Genomic DNA, 15,477 nt, shown 5'->3' with positions numbered 1-15,477 from the left:
GCATAATCGGTTCGTGCCTTTCCCACTAAAGGGTTAAGGGAGTTAAACCGACAGGGAGGTTGCCGATGAAAACGTTACCAAGCCAGATTCCGCTTGTCCCCCAGCAGACGCGATCGCCCGATTCGCGAACCCCGGGGGACTCGCTGCGCCACTTCTTCATCAAAACTTTACAAACATAGGCTGCCTTGTAAAGTTTTGATGAAATAATGCACAACGGTAACGGCAGAACAGATTGAGAGATCTATTTTATGCTCCAATCGGAAAATAATCGAACAGTCAAACCTATTAGCTCAAATCTCCCAAACACAACTCCGGAATCACAATCGTTGCCCCAACCGCTGAAATGCCCTCGCAGCAGTGGAACAGCCAAGCCAGCAAATCCATTGCGCGATCGAGGAGCCGAGAATAGAACCGCAGGAGTAAAGAAATGTCAATCGACTTGGGTTTACTGACAAATAACTACAACTACAGCGACTCGGTACTCGCTCTCTACCCCGAGGATAATTACCTGTTTCAAGTGGGAGAAGTGGGGAGTTGGAGATTGGGTGTAACTGGATTGGAAAGCGATGTGGAAATGGTGCTTCGCAATGCGGCGGGGACAATTCTGCGGACATCAACACTCACCGATGCAGCGGGTGTCATTACCCTCAACGATTTATTGCCCGGAGACTATTCCCTGGAAATTCTGCGACGCGATGGCGATACGGCTTATACCCTGAACATCGATCCGATTACGGGATCGCCCCTAAAACCCGGTTCTGTGGTAACGAAGGATACAGAAGTAAAAGTCGAGATTGCCTACGCGGATAAGCACGATCGCGAAATTGGCTTGTTTAGTCTGAAGGGGATGGAACAATTCGCCCCGGATTCAGCCGCTTACTCTCAAGAAGTAGCCCGACGAGTATTGAGTAATTCCCATTTGGGACAACAGTTAATTTCTCAGTCAAGTCAACCCTCCTCTGTCAGCGGCAGTTTCCCTTGGGAAAATCAGTTAAATGAAGAGTTAGACGGGGTAAAATATCGCACCAGCCAGACTTTCTCGATGGAAGCCGGGGATAAGTTTGGATTGATGATGGTTCCGAAAGGAACGATTCAGGAGGTATTCGACAATCCGAATAAACTGAATGGCAACAATCGTCCGGTGTTTTCCCTAGATACGAATTCTGGTGGCGGTTTCCATTTTCGGCAACAGGAAACTGAAGAAGGGACGCTTTTCACCCTGGAACGAGAAGGAGGAAAGCAGGATAACGATGGCAATACAAAAGATATCGTTATTTATGTAGAGAAAGATCCAGAAGATGCGATCGCCCCTCAACCCGCAATAGAGGAACCGACACCAGAAACCGAGGAACCCACATCGGAAACCGAGGAACCGACACCAGAAACCGAGGAACCGACACCAGAAACCGAGGAACCCACATCGGAAACCGAGGAACCCACATCGGAAACCGAGGAAAACAATCAGCCGCAACCAACTCCGACGCCAGAAATCCAGGTTCCGGAGAGCGCTACACCGGGAAATAACAATATTCCGCCGAAAAAATTAGAGTTTGGGATTGTTGAAACAGATTCGTTAGGGGCACCGACAGCGATCGCCGGAAGTGTGAGAGATCGCAATGGGTTTGAGGATATTCAGCGCGTGGAATTGTTCTTGCAAACTCCAGGGGAAGGATGGAGGGAAATCGATTCGGTGACGAACTTCGCGGCGAAAGCTTCAGACGATACTGTTGCTAACTTTAGCTATCAGTGGAACGAGGAGTTAGGGGCGGGTGAGTACAAAGTAAGAGCGATCGCCTACGATTTGGCAGGCAAATCCAGTAACGTAGCGATCGAAAAAGTTACCATTGTGGATGCGCCACCACAGACTCCAGAAAAACCCGCACCCCAGGGGTCACCGGAAGATAAACCACCGGTTTCCCCACCGACGGAGAAAAGACCCGAAGTCATTCTGCCCGTAGTGCCACCAATGACACCCAGCTTAGGCGGCGAGTTACCCAACTCGGTTCCGGGAGAGTTGCGCTTTAGTATTTTCCCCCTTTATACGAACGGCGAAACCCTGAGTTTTGAAGGCGGTAAAGTTTTCGATGCCGATGGCATCAGCGATCTCGATCGCATCGAATTTTCCATGCGTAAAATCGGCGGGGCGTGGTTGGATGTCGGGGAAGTGACGGAGTTCACTCCGGGCAGTAGTGGAACGAGTCGGTTTGCCTTTAGTTACGAATTGAGCAGTTTAGAACCGGGTAGCTACGAACTGCGAGCCATTGCTTGGGATAAACAAGGTGCGGAAAGCAATATTGCCACTGAAAACTTTGCCGTCATTACCGATCCTGGTAGAGAAGGATTATCAGAAGAACTGAAATTAGATATTGCTGGTGCCGCCAATTTGAATCGCTACACCGCTGAAGAATTAGCCGACACTCGGGAATGGGTAGTGTGGGTCACGCCGGGGGAATCGGCGGAGGAACTAGCCGCATCAGTGGGTGCGGTGAATTTGGGAGAAACGGGCCAGATTCCCAATACTTATATATGGGAATTTGCCGAAGGGTCAAAACCGAAAACCACTCCGGAATATATCGCCAATCTCCTCGCCGAACTCGACGGAGTGGAATTTGCCTATCCAGAGGTGCCGGTTCCCATGAAATTGATGAGTACCCTATCGGAGGATTGGTTTAAGGATCACTGGAACTTGTGGTCAGATATCAATTCCAGCGCTTCTTCTAGTGTTACTGATGCCTGGGAAATCATCGATCCAGTGACGAATTTACCCATCAGAGGTAGAAATGCAACGATCGGGATTGTGGACGATGGGGTCTATTATGGACATCCCGAATTGCTTCCTCGGTATAACCCCAATATAAGTTGGGATTTTACCGATCTCGATGCCGATCCATCCCCGCGATCGCAACAGCGATTTGAGGGAGATGTTGGCAAACCCGTTATCGATGGCAATCGGGTGTTGTTACCCGTTCCGGTTAATTTAACTGGACTGGTAATGGATACGAATTTTAACTTAGAGTTCAAGGGCAAAAAACCATTATCTCTTGACGAGGCAGAGTTTCGGTTGTACAGTCCCACTCACACCGAAAAAGACCCATTTGACTGGCAATCTTTTGCAGGTTATTGGTGGAGTTTTCCGGGGTGGGAGGACTCTCGCGCAACCCAATTCAAAAAGTTAGGGGTTCAGGAAGGCAGCCAATCGGTAAACTTATCGTTAGATAATTGGTTTGAAGGCACTTATGCTGCGGGATTGTGGTACTTAGAAATTTCCGTGGATGCTTACCACAAAAATCCACCAAAATTCCTCCAACAGATTACCAATCAAATAAAGTCTTGGTCGGTGGAACTGGAAGTTGCAAATCCTCATGGCACTTTAGTGACAGGAGTGGGTAAAGCAGGCGGAAATAGAGTGTTTGGAGTTGCGCCAGAAGCGGAATTTGCCGCGCTTAGGCTGATTGGAAGTATCGACCCCGTGAACTATAGCTATGATTCTCAAGGTTATACGATCGCCGATGCCTTGTTTGATGCAAAACAGTCCGAAGAACGCCTAAATCGCAACCAGGAAATTGATGTGTTTAATAATAGCTGGGGGCCGCAATATATGCGGCAACTTCCCCTGGCGATCGCTGCCTTAGACTCTGGGTTTAAATTCGGTCGAAATGGACTAGGGAATAATTATGTATTCTCCGTGGGAAATGATGGCGCAGAAATTGGTCATGTCAACTACAATAATTTAGCCAATTCTCGCGCCGTAATTCCTGTCGGTGCCATTTCTCGCGAAGGCATTCTTTCGGAATATAGCACCCAAGCACCATTTGTGGTAGCATACTCTGATAGTGGAACTGGGGATGGAGAGGGAATTACCACCACTGCGATCGCACTCAATCAGCGCAGGGTGACTGACTTTGGCGGCACATCGGCGGCGGCACCGTTTGTTTCCGGTGTGATTGCCTTAATGTTAGAAGCCAATCCCAATTTAACCTCACGAGACGTGCAGCATATCCTCGCCAAAACCGCCTATAAAACCGATAACACTCATCCCGATTGGCAGCAGAATGGCGGAGGATATCACATCAATGAGCACTATGGATTTGGTGCAGTAGATCCGGTAGCGGCGGTGACGGCGGCGAAAGATTGGACCACAGTGGGAGAAGAAATCAAAGTCAGCGGCAAGAATAAACTGAAAAATGTCCTCAGTGAAATCCGAGATAACGAAGCACTGGCGGATTCCATCTCCATCGCCAAAGATATCACCGTGGAACATGCAGAGGTTTTGGTTGATATCGACCATGCAGACTGGAAAGACTTAACCATCGTTCTCAAGTCCCCCGATGGCACCGAATCCCGCTTGATGAACTCGATTCCCGACGATCCTTATGGGATTGGCAAAACCTACGAAGTTCACCCCGGATCGAATCACTGGACATTTACCTCAATTCATCATTGGGGTGAATCTTCTCTGGGAGAATGGACGTTAGAGGTGTACGACGAAAAAGGCAATCAAATCGAAGGGGAATGGTTGTCATGGCAACTGAATTTGTACGGTACTCCTCCCACCGTTACCATTGCTGCGACGCAACCCAATGCGTCAGAAGATGGCACTCCAGGTCAATTTACCGTAACGCGCACCGGGAATACCAAAAATCCGCTGACGGTGAATTATGCGATCGCTGGTAGTGCTACCAATGGAGAAGACTATCAACCGCTAACAGGTACAGTCACGATTGGCGCAGGACAAAACTCGGCACCGATTAATATTAATCCGATTTACGATACCCTCTTCGACGAAGAAGATGAAACAGTAGAACTGACGCTTACCGCAGACGATGCTTATACGATCGGAACCGATGAGAGTGGAACGGTGGAAATTGCCAACTATGCCATCCCCACAACCCACTGGAATGCCCGGTTTATTAATCGCACTCCTGAAAATGTCAGCGATCGCAGTACCTACGATTTCACCAATCCCGCAGCCATTCTCGATCTAGGAAATCAATCTCAAAATGGCAAGCTAAGTTTGTTCAAAGATTGGGATACTGGTAGTCCCGATAGTGCTGTGCAAAATGATGATTTTGCAATGGAAGCTTGGACGCGCACTACGTTTGAAGCCGGCCAATTGTATAAAATTACCACGCAATCTGATGATGGCGTCTGGTTCCGGGTTAAGAACGTTGAAACAGGGGAATGGATTGATGATAGTGTCGTCTTAGGAGGAGATGGTGCCGATTGGCGTCCTCGCGAGACAACTATGCCTTCTCGAACCATTTTCTTTAAAGTACCGGAAACTGGCGAGTATGATTTCTATGTGGATTATTACGAGCTAGGGATTGATAGTGTGGTTGACTTTACAGTAGAAGAAGCTCAATTTTTCCAAGATGCAGTGAACCCATCCCCAGAATGGCACTCCACATTCTACTGGTGGGATCGCAAACTGGGAAATCAACCGGCGGGAGATTACTTTGCCAATGGTGGAGATCCGACCAATGCGATCGGTGTGGTTAATTTAGGATCGGATACTCGCACTGATGGTAAAAAAGGGATTAGCTTTAATTGGGGAGAATCTGCGGCGTTAAATGATGTGCGCTTGCCCGATAATAACTTTGCCATTCGCGCCTATACGGAAGAAAATCTAGAAGCGGGTCGCCACTATCGCGCATTTGTACGCGGGGATGATGGATTCCAGCTACTCGCGAAAAATAAGACCACGAATGAATGGGTTTACATGACGCCACAAAATCAATGGCAACAACAATATGGCGGGGCTAAAGTCGTTGATTTTACCGTTCCTGAAGATGGAGTTTATGAAGTCTATGCGGACTTTTATGAAGAACGGGGTGGTGCAGAGTTCGATCTATCATGGGAAACAGTTAACTTTACCGGAAGTACCCTATCAACCATTGGGGCGAATGTCCGTTCTGGCCCAGGAACCAGTTTTCCAAAAGTTAATGAATATCCCTACGGAACGAACTTAACCTTTGACAAATGGACGGAAGGTGACTTTGTGGATTATTCCGCAGAGTTAGGACAGTCTAGCTCCTTGTGGTATCGGATAGCGGGAACGAATGACTGGATTTCTGCTGCGATTATTGATGGAGAACCGACAGTATTGAATTCCGGTTCCGGTTCGGGAGGAAGTGCTGGATTCGTAGAGGTTACTGTAGAAGCTTTACCTTAAAATCAAAGGGGGGTAAAACGAGCGATCGCTTTTTCGGGAGTTACACATAAACTCTAAATGTAGGGTGGGCAGGTTACTGCCCACCCTACCATACTTGAAGGCCGCCTATGATACACTAAAATCGGAATGGAAAGCGCTGGAGGCATAACGCGGTATGAGCCAAAAACTTGAAGCTTCCCCAAAGTCAGAGATTATCTATCCCGAAAGTGACGGCAAACCAATGGCAGAAAACACCGAGCAGTTTACTTGGATTGTCGTCATTAAAGAAAATTTAGAAATCCTGTTTGCTGACAATGCCGATGTTTTTGTAGCCGGGGATTTGCTATGGTATCCTGTGGAGGGAAAGAATAAACTTTGTCAAGCTCCCGATGCCTTGGTGGTGTTTGGCCGTCCTAAAGGCAAAAGAGGCTCTTACAAACAATGGGAAGAGGAGGATATCCCCCCGCAAGTGGTGTTTGAAGTCTTATCCCCCGGCAACACTTTGAAGGAAATGGCGAAAAAATTGCAATTTTACGATCGCTATGGGGTAGAAGAGTATTATCTCTACGATCCAGAACGCATCGATTTAAACGGCTGGCAGCGTTCTGACAATAAATTAACGGTTATTGAAGAGATGAATGGGTGGGTGTCACCGCGTCTGGGAATTCGCTTTGAAATGACCGAAAGCGGATTGGAAATTTATCGTCCCGATGGACGACGATTTTTAACTCCCATCGAACTCGATCGCCGAGCGCAAGAGGCAGAACAACAAGCGCAAGCAGCGCAACAGCGCATCCAACAGTTGGAGGCGCGACTGCGGGAATTAGGGATTGACCCGGAACCGGTGTAACTTTGTCAGCGATCGCCAAGAAACTTTTGGAGGAAAATATGTCACAGGCGATCGCTTTTTTGTTGCCAAAATGTCCCGATCCCATTTTTCTTTAACGACGAAACAGTTAAGATCCCCCCTTCGTCCCCCCTTTTTAAGGGGGGAAACACCTAAGCCCCCCTTAAAAAGGGGGGTTGGGGGGATCCGCTCCTGAATCATGGGGAATCGATCTTCTATTGTCTGTTGTACGTTTCAATTAAAATATCCTAAAATTAGAACAGTTTTTTAATTCGATTCGACATGAAACCCAATGCGTTTTCAGGGTGCTGGTTTTTGAGCGGTTTTTCTCTAGCGATTGTAGCGATCGCTACTCCAGCATTTCCTCAAATTGTCCCCGATACCACCCTTCCCGACAATTCCCTCATCAATTCTGACGGGAACCGCTTCGAGATTAACGGGGGAACCATCCGAGGCGGCAATCTCTTCCATAGCTTCCAGGAATTTTCTATCCCCACTAATGGCAGCGCTTTTTTTAACAATTCTCCCGCCATCCAAAATATCTTTTCTCGCATCACCGGAGATTCAATCTCAAATATAGATGGAATTTTGAGTGCCAATGGGTTTGCAAACTTATTTTTAATCAATTCCAATGGGATTATTTTTGGACCCAACGCTCAATTACGAATCGGTGGATCGTTTTTAGCAACTACCGCCAATCGGATTGGGTTTGCCGATGGTAGCTTGTTTAGCACCGACCTTGCCACAACTACACCCATTTTAACCATTAGCATTCCTACAGAATTACAATTTGAGAGCAATACCGGCAGAATCATCAATCAATCCCAAGCAACTCCCGAACAATTTCCCGTCAATAGCATTGGTGCGCCGTTAGGGTTGGCTGTTGCGCCGGGACAAACGTTGGGTTTGGTGGGGGGAGAGGTTAGTTTAAATAATGGGAACCTCGCCGCATTAGAAGGACGAATCGAACTGGGTGGTGTGGTGAATGGCACCGTCAATTTAGCCCCCGCAGAGACAGGATTTTCATTGTCTTATCAGGAAATAGAACAGTTTGGTAACATTCAAGTTATCAATAATTCTGTGGTAGATGCCAGCAGTTTGCCGCCAATGTTTCCCAATGCACGCGGGGGAGGGGGTGCGATTCAAGTGCGCGGCGATCGCCTGATTGTGGAAAATTCAGGAATTACCAGTAGCACCTATGGTTTCGCACCGGGACAAGATGTAACCATTCAAGGAAGAGAAATCGAAGTGAGTGGTTTTTTACCACGACCAATTCCTCCCAATATTCCAGCGGGTGCAGAACCTCCACCTCCACTGGCAGCCGGTTTATTCAATCAAACGGAAGGAGCGGGTGATGCTGGCAATTTAACAATTGAAGCCGATCGCTTAACAGTCCGAAATGGCGCACAAATTTCGACCAGTACCTATGCTGGAGGACGGGGTGGAAATTTAGAGATTAACGCTGGCGAAATAGAATTAAGCGGAGCTTCTCCAGTCGGCCCGAGCAGCTTGTTAAGTATTGTTGCACTCCGGCGGATCGATCCCATTCCAGCAACGGGAACTGCGGGAGATATCACCATTCGCAGCGATCGCTTAACCATTCTGAACGGCGCTGTGATTTCTACCTCCACATCAGCCAGTGGAAATGCCGGAAATTTGACTATTGAAAATACAGGATTGCTGGAAATCAGTGGCGGCATTACCAATCCCCGTGGAGAATTAAATCGGAGCAGAATAGCCGCTTTTGTTGCGCCAAATGCAACCGGAGAAGCAGGTAACATTACCATCAACACGGGAGGGTTAATCGTTAGCGATCGCGCTGAAATCACTGCCTTAACTACTGGAACATCTACCGGCGGCAATATTAACATCAATACCCGCAATTTAACGGTGTTAGAAGGCGGACAAATTTCTGTCCTCACCGTAGGATCCGGACGCGGTGGCATTTTAAATTTAAACGCTTCAGAAACCCTAGAATTACTCGGAACCGATGCAGATGGATTGCCTAGTGGTGCAGTTAGTCAATCTCGACCGGATCCCCGAGTCCCCGTCGCTCAACTGGGAGATGCAGGAGATATAACGGTTTCCGCCGATCGCGTTATCGTCGGTGATGGTGCAGCAATTTCCTCCGATACTTTTGGCAATGGACAAGGCGGTTCTGTGATTATTAATGCCGATTCTGTTGAAGTGACTGGGCGATCGGCAATCCCCCCAACTGAACCCTTACCCTCGCGAGATCCAGACGGTTTATTACCCAGTCGCATCACCGTTATCACCACCGGAACGGGGAATGCGGGAAGCTTGAGCATTACCACCGAACAATTAAATATCGAAGATCGAGCAAAAGTAGCCGTCGATGCCGCATTAGGCGGAGGTGCAGCAGGCAATCTTCAAATTATCAGTCCTGAATTCCGTCTCGAGACCGGAAGACTCACCGCAGAAACTGCCTCCGGTGAAGGAGGAAATGTTATCGTAGAATCCGATAATATGTTCCTGCGTCGCCAAAGCGAAATTTCCACTACTGCTGGAACCGCAAATTTACCTGGAAATGGCGGTAATATTAACATCAATACCGAGATTATTGCTGCTTTAGAAAATAGCGATATTTCTGCCAATGCCTTTGATGGCAGCGGTGGCGTTATTAATATTACTGCTGAAGGAATCTTTGGATTAGAACCGCGATCGCGAGAGGAATTGGAAAACGTTTTAGATGCTGACTTGAGTCAATTCGACCCCACTATAGACCTCCCCGATACCAGCGATATTACCGCCATTTCGCGCACCGATCCCACCTTAAGCGGACAAATTGCCCTCAACACTCCCGACATCGACCCCAGTCGCGGCGTTGTCGAATTAGAAGACGAAATCGTAGATGTAGCATCCCTCGTCGATCGCGATCCCTGTCGCATCGTCCAAAACAGCGAATTTGTCCAAACCGGCAAAGGGGGCATCCCCGCCAGTCCCACCGATCCCCTCACCCCTCGGGAGGGATGGGAAGATTGGCGCGTCTTGCAACTGGAGGAAACACCCGCCACCGAAGAACCCCTCCCCAACACTCCCTCACCGGTACCACCTCGCCGCATCCTCAAAATCGAAGCAACCGGCATGAGAATCAACGATCGCGGCGAACTCGAACTGATTGCACCCGACGCCGCCACTCCCCTCACCAATCAATCCTCACTCTCCCCCGGTTGTCTCTCGGCACAACAACCGAAAACCCTTGTCACCACTCCCGTGGCTTCCGTCCCCGAAACCCTTACCGTAGCGCGATTTGAACTGCGCGACAGCAGCGCCCTTTCTCCCGAACAACTCGCCGCCATCACCGAACCTTACACCAACCGCAATCTCACGTTTACCGAACTTCAGGAAGCAGCAGAAGCGATCGCCACCTTTTACGAACAACAAGGATATATCGGTTCAGGGGCCTTTCTCCCGCCGCAAATCGTGCGCGATCGCGTCGTCACCATCCAAGCGATCGAAAACCGTCTCGAAGATATCCGCGTCATCGGCAACTCCCGCCTCACCAACCAATATGCCACCTACGTGCGAAACCGTCTGGGATTAAACCCCGGCGATATCGTCAATACCGACACCCTCCTAGAATCCCTCTACCTCCTGCAATTCGACCCCCGCCTGGAAACCATCTCCGCCGAACTTGCTGCAGGCATCGAACCCGATACCAGTTTCCTCGCCGTCAGCGTCGAAAAAGCGCGATTTTTTAGCCCTCAATTGGCAATTGATAACGGGCGATCGCCCTCGGTTGGCAGTTTGCGTCGTCAAGCGCAACTCACACAATACAATTTGTTAGGACTCGGTGACATTGCCACCTTCAACTATGCCAATACCGATGGCAGTAACAACTTAGATTTCGGGTATGCCCTCCCCCTCACCCCTAACAATGGCACCCTCACTTTCCGCTACAGCACAGGCGACAGCAAAATCGTCGAACCCCCTTTCGATGAAGTGGATATCGAAGCGAATTCTCGCACCTACGAACTCAGCTATCGTCAACCCATTATTCAACGGATTATTCCCAAATCTCCCAACCAATCCCTGCAAGATGCCAGCAACTTAATTCGAACCGAATTGGCATTAGGAATCACCGCCTCGCGTCGGGAAAGCGAAACCTCTTTATTAGGCGTAGATTTCCCCCTTTCCCCCGGCGCAAACAACAACGGTGAAACCCGCGTTTCTGCCATTCGATTCTTTCAAGATGCCTTATGGCAAGACAGTCAACAAATCTTTGCCGCCCGGTCCGAATTCAGTTTGGGTGTCGGATGGTTTGATGCCACCGTAAATGACAACGAACCCGATAGCCGATTTTTGGCGTGGCGGGGACAGGGACAGTGGGTGCGTCGGTTAGACGGTTTAGGCGTAACAGGGGGCACAGATCCGTTACTCATCCTGCGCGGAGATATCCAGTTAGCGACGAATTCCCTACTGCCATTAGAACAGTTTAGCGTCGGTGGATTCAATAGCGTGCGGGGCTATCGCCAAGATGCATTACTGGTGGATAATGGGGCCTTTGCTTCGGTAGAGTTACAATATCCGATTGTCCAGTTTCCCCAGTTGCAAGGCAGTTTGCAGGTGATTCCCTTTGTGGATTTGGGGGTGGGGTGGAACTGGGATGAAGGCGATCGCGCCAACCCGGATAAAAATACGTTACTTTCCACCGGATTGGGTTTACAATTGCAACTGGGGAATGACTTCTCTGCTCGGTTAGACTGGGGTCTACCTTTAGTTGAGATTGATTCGAGGGACAGAACGTGGCAAGAAAATGGGGTGTATTTTTCCGTCAGGTGGAATCCGTTCTGAAACGGGGGTTGAGATTCTTCCTGTTAGGGATGTTGGGGGTAATATTCGCCCTCGGCATCCCCGGATTGCAGATAGGGCACTCATGGGAAGTGTCCCAGCTTATCTCGCAATCCGCTACGCCCCAACAACTGATGGAAAGGGGGAGGGAACTCTATCGTCGCAATCTCTATTCTGAAGCAGCAGAAACACTCCAACAAGCGGCGGATTTTTATGCGGCACACGGCAACCGCTTAAATCAGTCTTTGGCATTGAGTTATTTGTCCTTAACTTATCAAAAATTGAAACAATGGGACAATGCCGAAAAAGCCAGCTCGGCCAGTCTGCAATTAGCACGGATGGGAAAAACAAGAGGCGATCGCATTGCTCGTGCAGTGGCATTGAATACTCGAGGTCATTTATTATTGGCTTTGGGAAACGCAGAAACCGCGTTTGACAGTTGGGAAAATGCCGCAGCAGAATACCAGCACCTTAATGATGAAGAAGGACAACTCGGGGCACTGGTGAATCAAGCTCAGGCATTGGAACAAATGGGCTATTATCGGCGCTCCTGTAATCTGTTATTGGAAGTGGTTGGCGCAGAAGAGAATTTGTCTTGTGATGCAATAGAAACCGAGTCAGAGATTGAATTGGTGCAACGGCATTTCGCGGGAGAATATAATCCGGAACTCAAAGCGATCGCATTGCGGAGTTTGGGAAATGTTTTGCGAGCGATCGGGCAGCTTGATGCATCGGAGCAAATTTTACAGAATACTTGGGTTTTAATCAGTCAAATCGATTCGCCGAGAGAAAAAAGCTTGACCTTATTTTTCCTAGCTAATACTCAACAATCTTTAGCCAAACAAAAAGAAGACTATGGAGAGATACAAGAGGCTGAGGAGTATCGAAAAGCCGCAATAAATTATTACCACCAGGCGCTGGCGATCGCGCCTTCACCTACCATCAAACTTCTAGCGCAATTAAATCTCTTCAGTTTGCTGCGTCAATCGGAAACTCAAGGCACAGAATTACAATCCTTATTGGCGGCGATTCAATCTCAGATGAGCGAGATGAAACTGAGTAAACCACTGGTAGAAGCGCGAATTAAGTTAGCCTGTAGTTTGATGCAGTGCGAAAAATTAGGGCAGGGAGAGACAGCAGAATTGGCGCTTGTCTCGAGGGAAGAAATTGATGGATTATTGCAGCAGGCGGTAACAGAAGCGGAGACATTACGGGATGCGCGACTAAAATCGTATGCGATCGGGACTCAAGGGAAACGCTATGAATCTTTCTTGCCACCACAAGCGCAAAAGCAGGGAGATAACCCAAACAGACAGAAAGCGAAAACGTTAACTCAGGAAGCGTTAGAGTTAGCGGTACAAAGTAATGCGCCAGAGTTGAGATATCAGTGGCAGTGGCAGATGGGACGGTTGTTAGCGGGTGAAGGGAATGTAGAAGATGCGATCGGTAACTATACCGCTGCCGTTGAAATCCTAGATTCGCTGCGAAATGATTTATTGGCCGTTAATGCCGATGTGCAGTTTTCGTTGAGAGATAATGTTGAACCCATGTATCGGCAATTTGTCGATCTGCTGTTACAAACCGCTGACCAAAATCGCGATCGCCTGCAAAATGCAATTCAGTTTATTGATGCGCTGCAACTCGCTGAACTCGAAAACTTCCTGCAATGCAATCTAGCCGTTTCTAACGCCGGGCGATCGCTGGATTCATCGGCTCGAATTGAGCGATCGCTCAATGAGATTACCCGAGATGCTGCCCTCATTTATCCGATTCTCTTGCCAAATCGGATAGAAGTTTTGTTTAAATTACCCCAACAATCATTAGAACGTCGGATGATTCCCATTCCTCGGGCAGAAGTGCAAGAGAATGTCGCAACACTCCGACGTAAACTAGCCAACCCTTCATCATTGGAAGATCTGTTAGAGAACTCTGATAATCTTTATCGCTGGTTAATCCAACCCCTAGAACCCGCCTTAGAAACTAGCGCTGAACTCAAAACCCTAGTTTTTGTCTTGGATGGGGAGTTAAAAAATATTCCCATCGCAGCATTATACGATCGCCAAACCGAAAAATATTTAGTGGAAAAGGATTATGCGATTGCTCTATTGCCAAATTTACAAACTTTCGATTTAGAACAAGAGTCAGCCCAACTCAGCGTATTGGCAACCGGAGTTACTGAAGCTCTAACAGTAGAAGATAAAAACTTTCAACCCCTAGATGTCCGCACTGAACTAGAAAGTATTAGCAATCTAGTTTCGACTCAAATTTTGTTAAACTCAGAGTTTACCCAGCCCCGACTCAAACAAAAGTTAAATATCGGATCGTTTTCTATCGTCCACATGGCAACTCATGGACAATTTAGTTCAAATCCACAGAATACTTATATCTTGGTTTATGGTTCAGCAAACTCCACTGGTCAATTAATCCGACCTAACGAATTTGATAGACTGCTTCGCGATCGCACTCCCTCTAGCACGATTGAATTACTCGTTTTGAGTGCCTGTAAAACCGCCGATGGGGATAACCGCGCTACTTTAGGATTAGCCGGGTTAGCAGTCCGAGCCGGAACTCGCAGTACCCTTGCTACCCTTTGGCGAGTTCAGGATGACTCAACCAATCAACTGATGAAACAGTTTTATTTGGAATTCATCGAAAGGGGAGTCACGAAAGCTGAGGCACTTCATCGCGCTCAAAAAGCTCTTTTAAAAACTCTCAAGTATCAAAACCCCAAATCTTGGGCACCTTACATTTTAGTCGGAAATTGGCGATAAACGTCCAAATCCCCAGGAGGATAGCGCCTCAATTAATAGTGTAGGTTTAATTGATGAATTGCCCCTACACCAGAAAATCTTAGATTGAGAGATTTGCTACCAACAAGGTATTACTCGTCTGCCTCTCCTCCACTCACCACCGGGTTAATCAATGGCTCTTGACTCAAGTGTTCTCTACCTAACGCTTGCAACAAATTCTCCCACGCTTCTTTAAATGTTTGGTTCTGTGGATTAGATGCATAACTTTGGGCGAGAAGGCTAACGGCATCGTACCAAATTCCCTCATTCATATAGGTGATGTATTGGGGAATCGAGGGATTTTCTAGCTCAGCCTCCAGTTGTTCCGTCATCGGTTTGCGATGAATCCAGCCGTTAATTTCCACATCCGGGCCATCAGTACGGCGTTCGGAACAATAGGCGGTAAGATACCACCGATAGGTTTGATTAACCTCTAAGCCATAATCAGCCTGTTCGGGAATCCTCAGTTGGATAATTCCTGGATTTTCACGGGGTTCTATCTCAGTTCTATAAATAGTGCGGCGTTCGGCTCTGTCATAGAGGGAAAATTCAATGGCATCCAGATTTTCGCGGGAATAAGGATTATAAAAGAAAAAAATCGGATATTCCGCTAGGGTAAAATCACTCTCGTTTCCATGATTAATGGCTGTTAGAGGTGTTTCCGTTGGCGGACAAGTTGATTCGGGTCGGGTTCCCGCTGGTTCAGATGTTCCTTTTGGTGTTCCTGGATCTGTTGGTTCTGTCTCTTGGGCTACTTGTTGTCCCCCCATTTCCGTACTCATGGAAGCAGGGAGCCTCAGCATACTGGCAAGAGCAATGACGCTCGCAAATAACAAGTGAATCAGCAGTTTCATCATAGAAAATAGAAACACAAATCA

General features: G+C 48.0%; 5 protein-coding genes. 4 read left to right on the top strand and 1 reads right to left on the bottom strand.

Annotation, left to right across the window (positions count from 1 at the left end):
* Positions 1 to 427 precede the first annotated feature (427 nt).
* The 4 genes from LKK83_RS24750 (at position 428) to LKK83_RS24735 (ending at position 14,581) form a co-directional block, all read left to right on the top strand.
* Complete coding sequence (locus LKK83_RS24750; RefSeq protein ID WP_324634099.1) at positions 428 to 6,172, top strand: S8 family serine peptidase; 5,745 nt, start codon at positions 428 to 430, stop codon at positions 6,170 to 6,172.
* Between the two features lie 154 nt (positions 6,173 to 6,326).
* Positions 6,327 to 7,001, top strand: a complete 675-nt coding sequence (locus LKK83_RS24745; RefSeq protein WP_324634098.1) for a Uma2 family endonuclease — start codon at positions 6,327 to 6,329, stop codon at positions 6,999 to 7,001.
* A 312-nt stretch (positions 7,002 to 7,313) separates the two neighbouring features.
* Positions 7,314 to 11,813, top strand: a complete 4,500-nt coding sequence (locus LKK83_RS24740) for a two-partner secretion domain-containing protein (RefSeq protein WP_324634097.1) — start codon at positions 7,314 to 7,316, stop codon at positions 11,811 to 11,813.
* Complete coding sequence (locus LKK83_RS24735) at positions 11,765 to 14,581, top strand: CHAT domain-containing protein (RefSeq protein WP_324634096.1); 2,817 nt, start codon at positions 11,765 to 11,767, stop codon at positions 14,579 to 14,581. The genes LKK83_RS24740 and LKK83_RS24735 overlap by 49 nt, the downstream gene beginning before the upstream one ends.
* Before the next feature lie 110 nt (positions 14,582 to 14,691).
* Here LKK83_RS24735 and LKK83_RS24730 read toward each other — a convergent pair whose 3' ends face one another.
* Entirely contained in the window at positions 14,692 to 15,456 is a 765-nt protein-coding gene (locus LKK83_RS24730) for a DUF928 domain-containing protein (protein WP_324634094.1), read from the bottom strand.
* Between the last annotated feature and the right edge of the window lie 21 nt (positions 15,457 to 15,477).

It is taken from the genome of Phormidium sp. CCY1219 (genome assembly GCF_035615515.1).
Lineage (GTDB): Bacteria > Cyanobacteriota > Cyanobacteriia > Cyanobacteriales > Laspinemataceae > CCY1219.
Note: the sequence above shows the minus strand (reverse complement) of the source record. Positions and strands in the feature narration are given on the sequence as shown.